Genomic DNA, 17599 nt, shown 5'->3' on the forward strand with positions numbered 1-17599 from the left:
CAAGCAAGAGTTTAATTTAGGAGTTACTTTTAATACTGAACAACAAGCTCTTAGTGCGGTATGCTCGGCTATAAAGACATATAATCAAAAACGTCCTCACTATGCATTGAACTTAAAAACTCCTGATCAGGTGTACTTTCAAAAGGTAGCTTAATAAGAAAATTTGACTAATAAAACAATAATTAATTATGACAACCTTTTTTAGGACGTGACAGTAGTGACCGAAAAGGGGGAATGTAGCGACGGAAAAGGGAAAATTAGTAAATTAGAGAATTAGTAAATTAGAGAGAGACTTAGGGAGAGCTGTCGGACAGGGCAGAGGGGACAGACTTATCTAACGAGTGATTTGCTTATTAACAAATTGGCTAATTGACAATTTTTTCATATCTTTGCCAAAACTTTTAACTCATACCTCTTAACTGATAACTAAATAAAGTGAACGAATTAAACTTAGAACTTACTGACGTGAGCGCCCAAGTGTTTTGTGGCGAAGACGAAAATAATATCAAATACATTAAAACGCTCTTCCCGAAGCTGAAAATCGTAGCACGGGGGTCTAAACTTATTGCCTTTGGCGAAGAACATTTGCTAAAAGATTTTCAGAAACAAATGGAAAAGCTCATCGCCTATTGCGCGAAATACAATCGCTTAGACGAGCGCACTATCGATAGTATTCTTTCGGCTACTAATACTGAGAAGAGCGAAAAAGTGCGCGAAGAGGACATCATTGTGCACGGCGTGAATGGCAAAATCATACGTCCGCAAACCCCAAATCAGGTAAAATTAGTAGAGCTGATGCATAAAAACGATATGGTATTTGCCGTTGGTCCTGCGGGTACGGGTAAGACCTATGTGGGCGTTGCCTTAGCCGTAAAAGCTCTTAAAGAAAAACAAGTGCGTAGGATTATCCTCACTCGTCCGGCGGTAGAAGCAGGCGAGAACCTCGGTTTTCTTCCTGGTGACCTCAAAGAGAAGCTCGACCCGTATATGCAACCTCTCTACGATGCTTTGCGCGATATGATTCCCCACGAAAAACTCAACGCCTTTATTGAGGCAGGAATCATAGAGATTGCCCCCCTTGCCTTTATGCGCGGGCGCACCTTAGACAACGCTTTTGTAATCCTTGACGAGGCACAGAACACCACTCACGCCCAGATGAAGATGTTCCTCACCCGTATGGGGCGCAATGCCAAGTTTATGATTACCGGCGACCCTGGACAAATAGACCTTCCTCGCAAAGTATCTTCCGGACTCAAAGAAGCGATGCTTATCCTCCAAAAAGTACAAGGTATCGCATTCCTCCACTTAGACGACAGAGATGTTGTGCGTCACCCACTGGTACGCAACATCATAGAAGCCTATAAAACCATAGAAAACAACGAATAGACGTAACACGACAAGCATTTTTTGCAGTATAAACTTTGAAGTTTGAAGTAGCTTGTCGTGTTACTACCTTTGGCAAAGTTTTTTACTTCTTATTCCAACCTTTTTGAATAATCTTCGTTTATAGAGCAGAAAGTGAAAGATATTAGCTCTCTTCTTTAAAAAATAATCAAGGAAAGATAATTGATAATCAGCGTAATGGAAAAATAATGATATCATAACGCTATTTTTATGGTACTTTGTATTGCATAATACTTTTATTTATTATATCTTTGCGCCGTGAAATTAATTAGTTTACATTTAATAACCATAAACCATATAAACAATGAAAAAGATTATTCTATCACTGCTATTAGCAGTAACGGTAAATGGCTTTGCACAATCTTCTTTTAAAGGAACCTTGTTGAATACTGAAAAAAAACCAGTGAGTGCTGCCAATGTGCTCCTAATGACTCTCCCCGACTCTACCCTCGTAAAAGGGGCAATAAGCAATCAGCGAGGAGTTTTTGAACTACCCAATGCTACTGAGGGTAAAAAGGTGGTTATCAAAATTACGCATTTGGAATATCAAACGGTGGTATTCACTCCCTCAGGGAGCAACTTGGGCACTATTGTTTTGACTCCTGCCACCAATCAGTTAGGAGAAGTAGTGGTAACAGCTCATCGCCCGATATTAGAACAGAAGGGTACGCGCATCAGTACCAATGTGGCACAATCGACCTTGCAGAACCTTCCCAAAGCCGAATTGCTTATCAACTTCTTGCCTGGGGTAAGCACCTCCTACACGGGCGGGGGCTTTGAGGTGTTTGGCAAAGGCAATCCTATCTTCTACATCGATAACCGCAGAGTGCGCAACCTTGATGAAATTTATCAGCTATTGCCCAAAGATATTGAGAGCATAGAGCTGGAAACCCAACCTGGTGCGGAACACGACAATACGGTGGGTGCGGTAATCTATATCAAACTGAAAAAGAAACAAGGCGATGGATTGAGTGGGTCGGTTGAAAATGAAAACTATGTGTTAAAAAAAGGTGCTATGATAACTACTTGGCTTAACCTGAACTACCGCAAAGGTAAAACCGACTGGTTTACTACCATTGGCAACTTCAACAACTTCAACAAGAAAAATGCCGACCTCTATCAGGATTTGCAAGTACATACCCAAAGCAATGATTGGCGCGTGACGAGCGACGAAACTAACGAAAGTAATGCCAAAGGAATAAATGCTAAAATAGGGGTAGCTCACGAGATTTCGGACAAACATTCCATAGGCGCAAGTGTGAGAGGGAGTGTAGAACCTTGGGTAGGACACAGGTTTAGCACCCAAGAGACCACTACCTTCAAAAATAACCTCCTTACCGCCAAAGGGCTCAATGAATACGACCGCTTTAGCCAAGATAAAAAGTTAGGCATTAATGCCTATTACGAAGGCAAAATTACTGACAAACTGAAACTGCAAACCGATGTAGATTATATCGGTCAGCGTTCCGATAACACTTCCGATGTTGTGGAGCGCAACCTCCTTAGCGCAACCTCTCGCAATGTGCACACCCATTCCGACGCTGCTTCCGATTGGTGGGGACTCAAAACTACTTTCTTGCAAACCCTTGGTAAGGGCGCTATAAACTATGGCGTAGAAGCAAGCGACCTGCATCGCACTGAGGACTATACCGATAATGTGCTTTCGGCTTCGGATATTAAGAATACCGAAACGCGTTCGGCTGGTTTTGTGAGTTTCTCTTACCCTATCAAAAAGGTGAATTTGAAACTCGGTACGCGCTACGAGTACGCCGACTTTGGTTATTACGAAAACGGACAAAAAAGCCCCGTAAAAAGCAAGACCTATCGCGATTGGTTGCCCAATATTTCTATCGCATTCCCTTGGGATAAAACTCAACTGACCTTTAGTTATGCACGAAAAATTAAACGTCCGGCTTTTTATGAGCTCAGCGACTACAACACTTATAGTTCTCCTTTCTTGTACAATCGCGGAAACCCATATATTGTGCCTCAGCTTACTGATGAATGGAATGCCTTGGCTACTTATGGTCCTATTTCGGCTTCGGTAAGTTATTCGAATATTCACAAGGGTATTTATTCCGATTACCAACTCTCAAGCATCAATCCCGATGCCGTTGAGAAAACCCTTCGCAATTACGATGATTTTAGCGAACTGAAATGTGTACTCAATGCTCAAACCCAAATAGGTAAATGGATGCCTAAACTTACCCTTACTTATAAAAAACCTTTTGCTAACAATGTGTTTTACACCAATGAAGGTAGGTTTATGGTAGAAATGATGAACCAAATTACTCCTACTGAAAATTGGTTAATCTTGGCGATGTTTATTTATATGAACAAAGGTTCAAACCGAGAAGTCTACGCCTACAAGGATATGAGTGGAATATTCGTAGGGGTTGCCCGTATGTTCTTCCACCAATCGCTTACGGTGTATGCCATAGCTTCTGACCCTTTTAACGGTCTCAATGAACACACACGTGTACAAAATTCGTACATCAGCAATAGTACTGCTCAGAATTACAGCAATATAAGTTTTAAAGTAGGACTGAGTTACAATTTCAACACCACCCAAAGCAAGTATAAAGGACAAGGTGCGGGAGAAGAAGAGAAAAACCGCTTGTAATTAGAAAATTAGAGAATGAGGAAATTAGAGAATGAGAAAATGGGTGTGAGGTTGTATTAGAGGAATGAGGCTGTGCCTCAGAAATCAAACAAATTTTAAACAAAATCAAGGCTACGCCTTGTAAACCAGCAGAGGTATTGTCAGTTTATTCAACTTTACCAAAGGTGCGAGCCACACAGGCGGGGAAAAATTAGAAAATTAGAAAATGAGTAAATTAGGAAATGAGAAAAAGCGATGTGTTGGGACTGTTAGGAGAATTCGGAAGGAAACGGAAATTTTCAAAAGGAGACTAAGAGGTCTTTTGATGAAAAAAGAGTATAAGCAGGGTGGGGTTAGCTTATAGAGAGCTTATAGGAAGCTTATACGAATCTTGGACGATTGGTATAGAAAGGGTATATAAGTGATTGACTCATAGTATAATACAACAGGGTTAAAAATGGGAAAAACGGGGTTTCGAGGCGAAAGAAAAGAGAAGAGGCACTAGACCTTAGACCATAGGCAATAGGGGGAGTATGACGGAAAAGGGAAGAAATGACGAATGACGAATGAAGAGTGACGATGTGGATTTCGTCCAAAGGGGGGAATGTAGCGACGGGAAAAGGGAAAAAGAGCAAGAAAACGATTGTTAAAAGGTAGTATATTTTTGAAATCAAAAAAAATGTACTACCTTTGTGCTTTCTAAGTTACGTTAGTTATCATAATACTATCTTTGCTAACGTTACTATTATCAGCATTTTCTCGAGGAGTGGGAGCACAAGCGATGTCTCTCATCACCTGTTGATGACTATGTGGAACAAAATGAGCGAGACTGATGAAAACAATATATTTACTCACCGTACTATCCTTGTTAATAGGTTGTTTGAGTGTACAAGCACAAGAAAAAGAAGACGCTTTATTAATACCCGTAAAGCTTCCTTATTGTAGTATATTTGATACCTCAGCAAGAAAAATGGTAGATAGGACGGTGAAAGAATGTTTGGACTATTGGGTAGTAATGCACTTCGAATATCCTGAGAAAGCTCTGAAATGGGGCGTACAAGGGCAAGTGGTGCTTGACATAGTGATTGATAAGCAAGGGGTTCTAAAAATTAAAGGGGCTGAAGGAGGCGACCCTATATTGGAAAAGGCAGCTATAGACTTGTTTAAAAACTTTCCGCCTATATATCCAGCTAAGAATATCAAAGGGGAGACTGTGGATTGCTATTATAAGTATCCTATTAATTTCAGATTAAAAGATTAGTAATTATGAACACAACTGCACAATACATAAAAGATTCTGAAGGGAATGACATTTTAGCTGTTATTCCTATGGAAACCTATAATGAATGGCGTTTTGAGAAGGCTGATTTAAGTAATACTCAAGAGATTCCAGAATGGCATAAAGAGATTTTAGATGAAAGCTTAAAAGAATTTGAAGAAACTGGTGAAGCAGAAGACTGGGAGGTTTTAAAACTAAAATTCAAACAGAAATATGGCTTCTGACACATTTAGAGTAGGAAAAAGAGCTGAAAAAAATCTATCAAAGATATTAGATTATTATACTGATATTGATGAAAAATTAGCTAATCGCTTCTTCCAAGAGATAGATAAATGTTTTGAATACATAAAAGATTATCCTTATATGTTTACTAAAAAATATAGGGAAATCAGAGTGTGTTTTACCAAAGTATTCCCTTATGGGATTTATTATGTGATAAAAGTTACGCCTAAAAGAAAAACAACAACAATAACAGTGATAAATATTCTGCATACAAGCAGAAAAGTAAGATATAAAGAATAACAATCGTGAATAAAGAACATTTAAAACAATTAGAAGCTGAAAGTATTTACATAATGCGGGAAGTAGCGGCGCAGTTTGAGCGCCCTGCTTTGCTTTTTAGTGGTGGTAAGGACTCTATTACCTTGGTGCACCTGGCGATGAAAGCCTTTGCTCCTATGAAGATTCCTTTCCCTTTGGTACATATCGACACGGGTCATAACTTCCCCGAAGCTCTTGAATATCGCGATGCCCTTGCTAAACGCATAGGTGCGGAACTGATTGTGCGACAAGTAGAAGACACTATTAAAGCGAAAGGACTTACCGAGCCCAAAGGTAAATTTGCTTCTCGTAACTGGTTGCAAACGCACACTTTATTGGACACTATTGAGGAGTTTCACTTCGACGCCTGCATAGGAGGGGCGCGTAGAGATGAAGAGAAAGCACGTGCCAAAGAGCGCTTTTTTTCAGTAAGAGACGAATTTGGTCAGTGGGACCCTAAGTTGCAACGTCCGGAGCTGTGGAACATCTACAACGGTCGGATACAGAAAGGCGAAAACGTGCGGGTGTTTCCTATTTCGAACTGGACGGAATTAGACGTGTGGAATTATATTCAGCAAGAGAAAATAGCACTTCCTTCTATCTATTTTGCGCACAATCGCGAGGTGATTGAGTACGAAGGTAGACTTATTGCAGTGTCGCCTTTTATCCAGATAGATGAAAACGATACTATCCTAAACAAGCGTGTGCGCTATCGCACGGTAGGTGATATGACCTGTACTGCTGCCGTAGAGAGCAATGCAGCGACTCTTGAAGAGGTGGTGAATGAGATTACTGCTTCGCGTATTTCGGAACGCGGTGAGACCCGCATAGACGACAAAGTAACGGAAGCGGCGATGGAAGACCGTAAAAAAGGAGGATATTTTTAATGATTAGTAGTTAGTGGTTAATTCTGATATGAAGAATTACTTGTCGTGCTACGACTTTGGTCAGGTTTTTGTATGACCAAAGACAATAACTAAAAAACAAGATTACGAATGAGAAAAAGATTTTTATTTACAGCCTTAGCACTTTTCTTTTTGGCAACTGCGGAATCCTTTGCACAAGCGTTGCAACGCCATAACCTTGTACCTGAAATTAACTTACCACAGCCTAATGGTGAAAAGTTAGCGTTATCTTCATTACGTGGTAAATATGTGCTAGTAGACTTTTGGGCTTCGTGGTGTATGCCTTGCAAGAAGGAAAACAAATACCTCAAACAAGCGTATAAAGAGTTCAAAGGGAAGAATTTTGTAATTCTATCAGTATCGATAGATAGACCTAAGGATAAAGACGCTTGGCAGGACGCTATCAAAATAGAAGGAATGGTGTGGCATAATGTGTGGGACAACGATGGCAAAACCGCTGAGAAATATGGGGTAACGAGTATCCCTGCGCCTTTTCTCATAGACCCGGAAGGAAACTTATTGTCGCAAGGAGATAACCTAAGAGCTAATGATTTAATGAAAACGCTGAAGAAATACATCAAATAGTCGCAACGCGACGGGCGTTTTTGTTATATCGAATTGACGTTAAAAAAATATATAAAATATTTGCAATGAAGAAAATCAAGTTTATGATGCTACTGAGCGTAGCAATAGGATTGGGGAGTTGCTCTACCAGTACCCAAGCGGTATATTGGGTAAATAGCTCCCAGGTAGAAAGCAGTGCAGGAGCTGGCAAAATGCAATGCTTGCAAGTGTACAAAGGCGATAATTTAAGTAAAGCACAATGGGAGGCTTTTTGTGCTCCTATTGAAGGTTTTACCTTTGAAGAAGGCTACTTTAAGAAGATAGAAGTAAGCGAAAAACCGCTGAAAGACGTCTCCGCCGGTGCACCAAATATTGCTTATACTTTGGTGCGCGAAATAGAAAAGGTGAAAGACTCTCGGTTTGATTTGCAAGGCGAATGGAAACTGGTGAGTATGGGAGAAATGGTTATCACCCCTGAGGCACAGCCTACATTAAAACTTAATATCAGTGAAATGAAGGTGAACGGCTCTGACAGCTGTAATACCTTTATGGGAAGTATTAAAACCCTCACCGATAAAGAACTTGTTTTTGGTGATTTAGCTTCTACACTAATGCTTTGTGTAGAAAAAATGGAGGTTGCTGATGCTTTTGGTATGGCTATGCAAAAGGTAAGACAATACCAACTAAAAGGAGACCAACTGTTGCTTACCGATGAACAAGGAGGCGTACTCCTTACTTTTGCAAAGAAATAGTTGTTTCAATTATTAAAAAAGAAAGGCTGTGCAGAACGCTGTGCACAGCCTTTCTCAATTATATTGGTGTTTAACTAATCATCTTCTTCGTCATAGTTTTCGGCTTCATCGTATTCCTCTTCAGAATACTCGGGTTCTACTACCTTTTTATCTTTAGCCTTAGTACTCTTTTTACCTTTTTTAGGATTAGAAGAGAGTTCATTATGTTTAAGCCATTCGCGTAGTTCTACTTCTATTTGTTCAGCTATTTCTGGATTGTCGTTAAGCATTGCAATAGAGGCATCACGTCCTTGACCTAATCGGGTGCCTTTATAGCTATAAAAAGCACCGCTTTTATCTACGATATCAGCCTCAACGCCTAACTCAAGAAGTTCAGCAGACTTAGAGATACCTAAGCCAAACATAATATCGAAAGTAGCGGTTTTAAAAGGCGATGCTACTTTGTTTTTAACTATTTTCACCTTGGTTTTATTACCGATGATTTCGCCATTGCTGTCCTTAATAGCAGCGCTTCCTTGAGGTCCTCCGTCTTTACGGATATCTATACGCACAGAGGCATAAAATTTAAGTGCATTACCCCCTGTTGTTGTTTCGGGGTTTCCAAAAGTAATACCTATTTTATCACGCAACTGATTGATGAAAATAACGATACATTTTGCTTTGCTAATACTACCGGTGATTTTGCGTAAAGCCTGAGACATTAGTCGGGCGTGAAGCCCCATTTTAGAGTCTCCCATTTCGCCATCAATCTCACCTTTGGGAGTAAGTGCTGCCACCGAGTCGATTACTACGAGGTCTACTGCATTGGAACGAATAAGAGCATCAGCAATTTCAAGAGCTTGTTCGCCACTGTCAGGCTGAGTAATCAATAGATTTTTAACATCTACACCTAAGCGTTGTGCGTAAACAGGGTCGAAAGCGTGTTCAGCATCGATAAAAGCTGCTGTCCCTTTAGCTTTTTGTACTTCGGCGATAGCGTGCAGTGTAAGGGTGGTTTTACCAGAAGATTCAGGCCCATAAATTTCGATTACGCGCCCTTTAGGATATCCACCTACGCCTAAAGCAGCATCGAGCCCGATAGAACCGGTAGAGTAAACTTCTACGTCTTCGACAGGATTATCGCCTAAGGCACGTACAGTTCCTTTGCCATAGGTTTTGTCTAATTTTTCTAAGGTGAGTTTTAGAGCTTGTTTTTTAGCCTCTTCTACACTCATTTCCTTGTTATCTTTTGTTGTTTTAGCCATTTTATACTAGATTGTTTTAATAGGGCAAAGATACAAAATCAAATGATAAATACAATAATATAGCATAATTATTTTAGTTTTTCATTATTGTGATGACGGTCGTGGTCACGTTGTGTTTTTTTTAGCATCTTCTTATCGAAAGCCTCTTGCAAGTCAATCCCTGTTTGATTGGCTAAACAAAGTACTACAAATACTACATCAGCGAGTTCCTCGCCTAAATCTTTGTTTTTATCACTTTCTTTCTCGGACTGTTCTCCATAACGGCGAGCAATAATACGGGCAACCTCTCCTACTTCCTCAGTGAGTTGTGCCATATTGGTAAGTTCATTAAAATAGCGAACACCGTGTTCTCTAATCCAATTATCAACTGCTAATTGTGCATTCTTGATATCCATAGTTTACAAATTTATTTTCTATTAAAAAACTGCTTTAAAAGAGCATTGCTTTTGATAGCAACGCTCTTTCAAAGCAGTTTAAAGAATATATTTCTGTGAATTTAAAATTAGTTTGTCCACATATCTTGCTCTCTGTCGCGAATTTTCTCTTTAATTTTGTCAGCTTCTAACAATTGGAAGAGTGCATTATCAGGGAGGTAGTCCTTGATTTTTCTGTCGCCGTATACATTCGCTTCTTTAAATATCACGGAACTGAACATTCGTGCATTTAAAACGTGGTCGAAAGACACAGGACGAGCATCATTCTTCCTATTAAAGGTTTTCGCTTCGTGCAAAATATCGCGTACTTGAGGATAGAATACCCAGAATAGAGGTACTAATGCCGACATAGTAGAGTCATCAGAATCTATAAAGTTTACGTCGGGAGCTACAGGAGCTAACGCGAGCAAACGATATTTTAATTCACCTTGGCGTTTGTCGAAATACCAAATACCTCTGATGTGGTACTGAGCGATATCTGCAGACTCTAAGTTTCTATGAGTTACATATTCAGGAGAAAGAGCCTCACCTGCGTTAAGTTGCTCATAGCCTACATCTAAAGTATCTACTTTTGATAGTGATGCTTCTATTGACTCAGCTGTTTTTGTTTGAGTAAAATAAGAATCTACATAGATGTCTTGAATTTTGCCATTCTTGATGTTCTTCAAAAGTACATCATACAATGAGCGACGATAAGCATCTATTTCCAAGGTATCAGTAGGGAAAAGGAGAGGAAAGTTAGCTCTTTCGTTGAGGTCGATTACTTCCCATACCTCTACTGACCAAAGGATATCGCGGTCGTCCACATAGCCATAAGGTAGTGGTTTGTCATTATCAGCTTCTATTCGCGCTTCAGATTTAACACCTATTTCGCTTGCTACTTTTGCGTTTAAGATGTTTACCTGAGCTTTGGAGAGCTGAAATGCAAATACTGAAAGCAATAATAATATTATATTTTTTACGTGCATAATAATGGTTTGTCTTAGTTTGTTATTTCAACTACGATTGGTGATACAGGAGGCAATCTGAGCTCAGAGTTACCGATGATACTTGCTTTCACGTCAAATATCTGAATTTTATCACCACGTTTAGCTCTTAGAACAGCTGCTCTTGCTTGTTCGTTCATTCTGCTACCTTTCACGTATACACTTGGTTGTCCTGGAATGAACACTTTAAATTCGTTTACTTGTAGTTTCAAGTCGAAGTCGAAGTCTTCCAAAACAGCCATCACTGGCATTACAGATACGTTTGCTTTTGGTAATTTAGCATTTCCTATTTGTCCGCCCAAGCTGGTTACAGCACGTGGGATATTTTTAATACGGAACATTTTAGAAGAGCTGAATTTTTGTCCTGCAAGCTCACCTGTTACGTGAATAGTAACTTCTCTGCCTTGCCCTGGACGCATTACCCAAGCACCACTACCACTCGCTTTAGATAAACCAGGTGCTGATGCTGAAATTTTGTTATCAGGTACACCAGGCATAGAAATAGTGATAGGGTTAGCAACACCACGATACACTACGTTCATCTTATCAGCTGAAATAACGGCTGAGTTTGGTTTAGGAATCACAGAGAAAGATTGTGCTACAGGCACAGCAATACGTTTTCCGTCTTGGTCGAAGTACAAGTTACCTGTGATTTTGTGATCACCTGTATTACCTGCTGAAATGTTTAATTTCACACGACCATCTTCAATAGTGTATTCACTTGTTCCTAACTTTCTACCATCGATAGCAATGTCTACTTCATTAGGACGTGTAGTAGCGTCTTTTCTACCCAATACGATAGAACCATCGAATTTCTCACCTTGGTAATACGCCCCTTTACTTTGCTCAAGTAAAGTTGTATAGTTAGTCATTGAAACTTGTGATTTCAAGCTACCTGCCAAAGCACTATCAAAAAATTCTTGTTGAATAGTTAAGATGTCTGACTGCATCATTGAGAATTTTGCCAAAGTTGCAATATAAGGGAACCCTTCAAAGTTAAAGTGTAACCATTTTACAGTTCTACCTTCTCTATCTTTTACGTCGTCAGTATTAAAGTTTGCTTTTACTTTATCGGCTAAAGCTTTATAAGCTGGATTATCTCCCAATACTTTTAATACTCCTTCACGATAGGTTTTCATTTTTTCAATGAATTCACTTGCGTGAGCTTTAGCTTGTGCTCCCTCAGCAAAGAAATAATTGTCAGTAAAATCTGACTGATCCATTGCCTGATAGTTTCTTTGATTTACAGGAATGTCTTTTTGACCAATTACATCTTCTACTTTGGTTTTAATATCTTGGATATAGCTGTACAATCCATCTGATAGTTCCTTTATTTGTTTGGATTGTTCATATATCTCACCATATTGAGCTTGATTCTCATTTGCTTTATTTGCTAATTCGGCTAAAGCATTAGATGTGCCTTCATTAGCTCTTTTGTTTGATGATTCAAACTTTTGATTCACTAACCCGAATGCATCTAGTACTTGCTTGCCCATATTCAATGCGATCATCGCAAGGAATACTAAGTACATCAGGTTAATCATCTTCTGTCTTGGACTTAATTTTCCACCTGCCATAAGCTATTTTTTTAATAAGTTAATAAATAATTACTCTTATCGTGCGCCGCCCATTGCAGATAACATTCCTCCATAGATAGTGTTCAAAGATCTTAAGTTGTCTTTAAACGTAAGCATTTGCTGATTTAATGAATCTAAGTTATCAACAACACCTGCTTGTGCAGATACTTGTCTTTCTGTTCTTTCTAATTGTAATTTGTAAAGGCTGTTTAATGACTCTAAATTTGATGCTGCTGCTGAAAGCTCTTCACCATATTTGTGAGTAGCCACCATCGTATTAGCCACTGGAGCGATTTCTTTACTTGCTTCTGCAAAGTTTTCAATAGATCTTCCTAATGAACGCATCATATTCGCATCGATACGAGCCTCTGCTAAAATACCATCTAATTTTTGTGATAATGATTCTCTAAGAATCTTATCTTCTCCTGACTGTAAAGCCAAAGCTCCTTGGCGTCCTGATGGAGCACCTCCTTTTAGCTCAGGATAAACCAATGACCAATCGAACTCTTCATCTATTGGTTCAAAAGCTGAGAAGAAGAAGACGAATGCTTCTGTTCCCATCCCTACTGCTAACAATACGCCACCGCTGATACCTAAGATATCCACGTGCAAAATTTTGGCTAAGGCACCGATAATTACAACTGAGGCACCTATACCATAAACCATATTAAACAATTTCTTTGTTGATCTACTTCCTGCCATAAGACTTTTTTTTATTTGTTAAATTTATTAGTTAATTTGTTTGATTTTTCTTTTAATTCTATCTGTATCCTCTTGCTGATTTAGCTTGTTGTTTGTCGCTGATACCCATAAAATCTTGTACGGTACGGAACCCTATATAACTACGGGCTGAGTCTTGGTACTCATAATCACGGGTATTTACTTGCAACATAAAGGCAACGTCCTTCCAAGAACCTCCACGTATTACTTTACGGTGATTTTTGTCATCAAGTACGTTAGGATTCATAGTAGACATATATTCATATGAATTGGGGTCATATGAGGTGTTTGTCCATTCTGATACGTTACCTGCCATATTGTAAAGGTTGTAACCATTAGGTTCGTACGACTTAGCTTCTACGGTATAGAGTGCATTATCAACAGCATAGTCACCACGCATTGGTTTAAAGTTTGCAAGGAAACAAGCTCTATCATCATAGGTATAAGGACCTCCCCAAGGATAAGTACCTCCTGGCAGACCACCACGTGCTGCGTATTCCCATTCCGATTCAATTGGCAAACGGAAAGAGTTTACTGTGTAATCACCTTTTGATTTTTGATAAGAGTTTTTGTTAAGAGTACGCCATTCACAGAAGGCTTTGGCTTGAATCCAGCTAACGCCTACCACAGGATAGTCGCCATAGGCTTCGTGCCAAAAATAGTCGTTGTGCATTGGCTCGTTATAAGAATAGTTGAAGTCGCGAATCCATACAGTAGTATCAGGATATACTTTCACGATTTCCTCTTTAATGAAGTCTTTACGGTTACCGCGAGTACGAGCGGCTTTATCCATATCAAGCCATTGATATTTAAACTCGAACTTCTGAACGTCCATAATGCGTTTGCCATTGTAAGCTTCTTCTTCGGGCAAATACATTTTGTCCATTACTTCCGAGTAGTATTCATCTGGGAATTTATTAGTGTCCCAAATAAGTGCTACTTTCTTGTTCAATTTTCGTGCTTTTTGGTCGCCATATGTGTTTTGAAGATACTGCTGATAAGCATTCATCTTCTCGGTGTTCGCATCTAAGTATGCGTATTCACCGATACCTCCACTGCCTTGGGTCTGACCGGTTTGTTCCGCCATTTCAGCTAACTGAGTACGGATAATTGAATCGCGAACCCAATTCACGAACTGGCGATACTCACTATTTGTGATTTCGGTTTCGTCCATATAGAACGACCCCACGCTCACAGTTTTCACTGGTGCGTTAAAACTCGCAGTTTTATCATCATCGGAACTACCCATAATGAAAGAACCACTCGGAATAAGCGTCATACCGTAAGGAGCAGGCTGTTTCCAGCTCTTCCCCTTAACACCTACAAGCTCTCCTTTGCTGTCGCCACCGCCACGCTTACACGCAGCTAGTACTAATAGTACAAGTAGCATTACAAATATTCTTCTTGCCATAAACATTGTTTAAATTCACATTTAATTAGGGCGCAAACGTACGCATTTATTTTATACACACAAAATTTATTCAACAATATTTTTCAATAACCTACAAACTTTAACACTATTTTTACATTTTAACCCCTTTTACCCCTTGAAATGTAAAAAAAAAGTAAAAGAATGAGTTTACTTTTTACCCTATTTAATACTTCTTTTGTAAACACTTTTGGCTACTAAATAGTATAAAAAGCTGTGTAATATTGTTACGAAGCTATTTTTCTTTTTCCTCTCCCCTACTCTTTACCGGAGTGTTTTAATCCCCATATTCCAAAGAGTGAATGCTTGCAAATCGGCGTTTTGCTCTATAGTTTTGCTCACTGGTGTCCCTGCTCCGTGTCCTGCATTGGTCTCTATTCGTATAAGAATAGGGTTGTTGCCCGTTTGTTTTGCTTGCAATTCCGCAGCAAATTTAAAACTGTGAGCAGGTACTACTCTATCGTCGTGGTCTCCTGTTGTTATGAGGGTAGCAGGATAAGCTACTCCTTGTTTTACATTGTGTAAGGGTGAATAGGCTTTTAAGTATTCAAACATTTCTTTGCTATCATCAGATGTGCCATAATCATAAGCCCACCCTGCTCCTGCAGTAAAAGTGTGATAACGCAACATATCGAGTACACCTACTGCGGGTAAAGCTACCTTAAACAGGTCGGGGCGTTGTAACATTGTAGCACCTACCAAGAGTCCTCCGTTAGAGCCTCCTCTGATAGCAAGGTATTGGGGAGAGGTGTATTTCTCTTTTATAAGATATTCAGCAGCTGCTATAAAATCGTCGAACACGTTTTGCTTTTGCATCTTAGTGCCTGCATCGTGCCATTGTTTACCATATTCACCTCCTCCACGTAAGTTAGGAACAGCATATACCCCCCCGAGTTCTAACCACACCGCATTGGCAACACCGAATGTAGGCATCAAACTGATGTTGAACCCTCCATATCCATATAATAAGGTAGGATTTTTACCGTTGAGTTTGATTCCTTTTTTATAGGTAATCATCATTGGTATTTTAGTGCCGTCTTTAGAGGTATAAAACACTTGCTTAGATTCGTAGTGAGTGGCATCGAAAGCAATAGCGGGCTTCCAATAGAGTTCAGTAGCTCCTGTTGCCAAATCCATTTTGTATATTTGGGTAGGATATGCGTAATTGGTGAAACTAAAATAGGTGTGTGTTTCATCTTTTTTAGCATAAAAACCTCCCGCACTACCTATACTGGGAAGCTTCACTTCGCGAATGAGTTTCCCCTCGTAGTCGTATTGTTTTACCTGAGAAAGAGCATCTACCATATATTTGGCAAACAGGTATTTGCCTGCGGTAGTAATACTGAGCACATTCTTGGTTTCAGGGATAACATCTTGCCAATGCTCTGGCTGTGGATTTTTAAAGTCTACTTTCACTAAGCGACCGTTAGGCGCATTCAGGTTGGTTTCTAAAAAGAGGGTTGTGCCTTGGTTATTTACAAATCCTGTATCTCCATCGAAGTTGTTGGTAATAGTTACCAAAGAAGATTTAGGATTAGATAAATCTTTTACAAATAGTTTATTACCTGAGGTCGCATTGGCAACCGAAATGAACAGATATTTCCCGTCATTGGATACTGTGCCCGACACATAACGATATTTCTCGGCTGGTGTGCCACCAAAAATGAGCTTATCACTCTTTTGAGATGTGCCGAGTTTGTGATAATAAAGTTTGTGCTGGTCGGTTTTTGCTGATAGCTCACTCCCTTTGGGTTTGTCGTAGCTGGAATAGAAGAAGCCTTCATTGTCTTTCCACGCGATACTACTAAATTTTATATCTACTAAGGTATCTCCTATTCTCTTTTTAGTTTTCGCATCAAGCACTATCCCTTTACGCCAGTCGCTACCGCCTTCTGAGATGAGATAAGCTACTAACGAACCATCTTCGGAGAAAGCAACGTCTCCTAATGAAGTTGTTCCGTCCTTAGAAAAAGTATTCGGATTTAAGAAAATTTCTTCTTTGCCTCCTTTATCTTTGCGATAGAGCACCGATTGGTTTTGTAAGCCGTCGTTCTTGTAATAATAGGTATAATCGCCTTCGGTAAAAGGAGCGCTCAGTTTCTCATAGTTCCAGAGTTTCTCGAGTTTCTCTTTTATTGCTTGTCGATAAGGTATTTTGGAGAGATAACCAAACGTAAAATCGTTTTGGGCTTTTACCCACTGAGCGGTTTCAGCAGAACGGTCATCTTCGAGCCAACGGTAAGGGTCGGATACCTGAGTGCCGAAGTAAGTATCGACGGTATTATCCATACGTGTTTGAGGATAGTTCATCTTTTCGTCGTTAGTGTTGTTAGGGTTTTGGTTGCAGGCTACTAAAAGAAGTAGCGTTGCGGAGAATAAGGAATGTTTCATATTATAAATTATTAGTAATGTCTTTTAAAAATATAGGTTCGCTTTTATCTATAAAAAAGGGTGCCTAAAAATATTGCTATTTTTAAAACACCCCATATTCTTAATTTAGTTATAAAATCTCTCAGCTTAGAAGAACAAAGCTACCCCGATACCAACACCGAAGTTGCCTATTCTCGTTTCTGCTTTATTGTCTTGTTTGTTCTTCAAGTTCATATAGTCATAACCTACATAACCTGTAAGAGCAGCACCTTGGTTTACAAAGTAAGCCATACCTCCTTTTACTCCTAATGCCAATCCTCTTTCTTTATCACTATTATTATCTCCTGCTGAAGCCCAAGCATATCCTACTTTTGCTCCTACAAAAGGTGCTAAGTTGCCACCGATAGGAAAATAATAATGTGCATTAGGAGCTATAACAAACGCAGAAGTTGTTCCCTTTGTTTCTGAACCTGCTACAGGTTTTACTTTGGTAGTAGTACTTTGGTACTCTAAACCTAAACCTACTGCTAAATTATTAATTACAAAATAATTTAAATTAGGTACAAACTTAAATGTATTTTGCGTTTGTACATTACCTGATGTTCCGTCATAACGAGGTGTTTCTTTAACAGAGTTAAATGAAAGAGCCAAGTCAGAGCCTACCATCCAGTTTCCTTTTTCAGTTTGTGCGTATGTAGCGCTTGCAAAAGCAACTGCTACGATTAATAAAAATTTTTTCATACAATTCTATATTTTTATTGTTATTAATAAGGCAAAGGTACTACTTATTTTT

General features: G+C 39.4%; 17 protein-coding genes. 9 read left to right on the top strand and 8 right to left on the bottom strand.

The window, feature by feature from the left end; all coding sequences use genetic code 11:
- The 9 genes from ACSQ7D_RS10425 to ACSQ7D_RS10465 form a co-directional block, all read left to right on the top strand.
- Nucleotides 1-154 (top strand): integrase core domain-containing protein (locus ACSQ7D_RS10425; protein ID WP_437136224.1); only part of this gene is annotated, 154 nt, incomplete at its 5' end.
- A gap of 281 nt (nucleotides 155-435) precedes the next feature.
- Nucleotides 436-1386, top strand: coding sequence for a PhoH family protein (locus ACSQ7D_RS10430; RefSeq protein ID WP_437136199.1), 951 nt, complete (start codon nucleotides 436-438; stop codon nucleotides 1384-1386).
- Between the two features lie 322 nt (nucleotides 1387-1708).
- Nucleotides 1709-4027 (top strand): TonB-dependent receptor domain-containing protein, encoded by a 2319-nt coding sequence (locus ACSQ7D_RS10435; protein WP_437136200.1) that lies wholly within the window; start codon nucleotides 1709-1711, stop codon nucleotides 4025-4027.
- Between the two features lie 811 nt (nucleotides 4028-4838).
- Complete coding sequence (locus tag ACSQ7D_RS10440; RefSeq protein ID WP_009420580.1) at nucleotides 4839-5267, top strand: energy transducer TonB; 429 nt, start codon at nucleotides 4839-4841, stop codon at nucleotides 5265-5267.
- Between the two features lie 5 nt (nucleotides 5268-5272).
- Nucleotides 5273-5509 carry a hypothetical protein gene (locus tag ACSQ7D_RS10445; RefSeq protein ID WP_009420581.1) on the top strand — a complete coding sequence of 79 codons (237 nt, stop codon included), beginning with the start codon at nucleotides 5273-5275 and terminating at the stop codon, nucleotides 5507-5509.
- The gene (locus ACSQ7D_RS10450) at nucleotides 5499-5807 is read left to right on the top strand and encodes a type II toxin-antitoxin system RelE/ParE family toxin (RefSeq protein ID WP_437136201.1); all 309 of its coding nucleotides are present in this window, start codon (nucleotides 5499-5501) and stop codon (nucleotides 5805-5807) included. The genes ACSQ7D_RS10445 and ACSQ7D_RS10450 overlap by 11 nt, the downstream gene beginning before the upstream one ends.
- Before the next feature lie 5 nt (nucleotides 5808-5812).
- Nucleotides 5813-6712, top strand: coding sequence for a sulfate adenylyltransferase subunit CysD (gene cysD / locus ACSQ7D_RS10455; protein ID WP_002674358.1), 900 nt, complete (start codon nucleotides 5813-5815; stop codon nucleotides 6710-6712).
- 108 nt (nucleotides 6713-6820) lie between these two features.
- On the top strand, nucleotides 6821-7315 hold the full coding sequence (locus ACSQ7D_RS10460; protein WP_009418499.1) for a TlpA family protein disulfide reductase: 495 nt from the start codon (nucleotides 6821-6823) through the stop codon (nucleotides 7313-7315).
- Nucleotides 7316-7380: 65 nt separating this feature from the next.
- On the top strand, nucleotides 7381-8046 hold the full coding sequence (locus tag ACSQ7D_RS10465) for a DUF4377 domain-containing protein (RefSeq protein ID WP_437136202.1): 666 nt from the start codon (nucleotides 7381-7383) through the stop codon (nucleotides 8044-8046).
- 74 nt (nucleotides 8047-8120) lie between these two features.
- Here the strand turns inward: ACSQ7D_RS10465 and recA are convergent, their stop codons facing one another.
- The 8 genes from recA to ACSQ7D_RS10505 form a co-directional block, all read right to left on the bottom strand.
- A complete protein-coding gene (gene recA / locus ACSQ7D_RS10470) occupies nucleotides 8121-9290 on the bottom strand; it encodes a recombinase RecA (protein WP_437136203.1) in 1170 nt (389 codons plus the stop codon).
- A gap of 68 nt (nucleotides 9291-9358) precedes the next feature.
- The gene (locus ACSQ7D_RS10475) at nucleotides 9359-9685 is read right to left on the bottom strand and encodes a nucleotide pyrophosphohydrolase (protein WP_009422344.1); all 327 of its coding nucleotides are present in this window, start codon (nucleotides 9683-9685) and stop codon (nucleotides 9359-9361) included.
- 107 nt (nucleotides 9686-9792) lie between these two features.
- On the bottom strand, nucleotides 9793-10692 hold the full coding sequence (gldN, locus tag ACSQ7D_RS10480) for a gliding motility protein GldN (RefSeq protein WP_437136204.1): 900 nt from the start codon (nucleotides 10690-10692) through the stop codon (nucleotides 9793-9795).
- Between the two features lie 14 nt (nucleotides 10693-10706).
- Entirely contained in the window at nucleotides 10707-12287 is a 1581-nt protein-coding gene (gene gldM / locus ACSQ7D_RS10485; RefSeq protein ID WP_437136205.1) for a gliding motility protein GldM, read from the bottom strand.
- Nucleotides 12288-12323: 36 nt separating this feature from the next.
- Nucleotides 12324-12989, bottom strand: coding sequence for a gliding motility protein GldL (gene gldL, locus ACSQ7D_RS10490; protein ID WP_002674368.1), 666 nt, complete (start codon nucleotides 12987-12989; stop codon nucleotides 12324-12326).
- A gap of 58 nt (nucleotides 12990-13047) precedes the next feature.
- On the bottom strand, nucleotides 13048-14424 hold the full coding sequence (gene gldK, locus ACSQ7D_RS10495; RefSeq protein WP_002674370.1) for a gliding motility lipoprotein GldK: 1377 nt from the start codon (nucleotides 14422-14424) through the stop codon (nucleotides 13048-13050).
- Nucleotides 14425-14700: 276 nt separating this feature from the next.
- Nucleotides 14701-16827 carry a prolyl oligopeptidase family serine peptidase gene (locus tag ACSQ7D_RS10500; protein WP_437136206.1) on the bottom strand — a complete coding sequence of 709 codons (2127 nt, stop codon included), beginning with the start codon at nucleotides 16825-16827 and terminating at the stop codon, nucleotides 14701-14703.
- Nucleotides 16828-16953: 126 nt separating this feature from the next.
- Nucleotides 16954-17547, bottom strand: coding sequence for an outer membrane beta-barrel protein (locus tag ACSQ7D_RS10505; protein WP_009422379.1), 594 nt, complete (start codon nucleotides 17545-17547; stop codon nucleotides 16954-16956).
- Nucleotides 17548-17599: the final 52 nt, after the last annotated feature.

It is taken from the genome of Capnocytophaga sp. G1920 (genome assembly GCF_051417515.1).

Coding starts and splice junctions, on each gene's coding strand:
- ACSQ7D_RS10435 (WP_437136200.1), top strand. CDS start 1,709: ATGAAAAAGATTATTCTATCACTGCTATTAGCAGTAACGGTAAATGGC.
- ACSQ7D_RS10440 (WP_009420580.1), top strand. CDS start 4,839: ATGAAAACAATATATTTACTCACCGTACTATCCTTGTTAATAGGTTGT.
- ACSQ7D_RS10445 (WP_009420581.1), top strand. CDS start 5,273: ATGAACACAACTGCACAATACATAAAAGATTCTGAAGGGAATGACATT.
- ACSQ7D_RS10450 (WP_437136201.1), top strand. CDS start 5,499: ATGGCTTCTGACACATTTAGAGTAGGAAAAAGAGCTGAAAAAAATCTA.
- ACSQ7D_RS10460 (WP_009418499.1), top strand. CDS start 6,821: ATGAGAAAAAGATTTTTATTTACAGCCTTAGCACTTTTCTTTTTGGCA.
- ACSQ7D_RS10465 (WP_437136202.1), top strand. CDS start 7,381: ATGAAGAAAATCAAGTTTATGATGCTACTGAGCGTAGCAATAGGATTG.
- recA (WP_437136203.1), bottom strand. CDS start 9,290: ATGGCTAAAACAACAAAAGATAACAAGGAAATGAGTGTAGAAGAGGCT.
- ACSQ7D_RS10475 (WP_009422344.1), bottom strand. CDS start 9,685: ATGGATATCAAGAATGCACAATTAGCAGTTGATAATTGGATTAGAGAA.
- gldN (WP_437136204.1), bottom strand. CDS start 10,692: ATGCACGTAAAAAATATAATATTATTATTGCTTTCAGTATTTGCATTT.
- gldM (WP_437136205.1), bottom strand. CDS start 12,287: ATGGCAGGTGGAAAATTAAGTCCAAGACAGAAGATGATTAACCTGATG.
- gldL (WP_002674368.1), bottom strand. CDS start 12,989: ATGGCAGGAAGTAGATCAACAAAGAAATTGTTTAATATGGTTTATGGT.
- gldK (WP_002674370.1), bottom strand. CDS start 14,424: ATGTTTATGGCAAGAAGAATATTTGTAATGCTACTTGTACTATTAGTA.
- ACSQ7D_RS10500 (WP_437136206.1), bottom strand. CDS start 16,827: ATGAAACATTCCTTATTCTCCGCAACGCTACTTCTTTTAGTAGCCTGC.
- ACSQ7D_RS10505 (WP_009422379.1), bottom strand. CDS start 17,547: ATGAAAAAATTTTTATTAATCGTAGCAGTTGCTTTTGCAAGCGCTACA.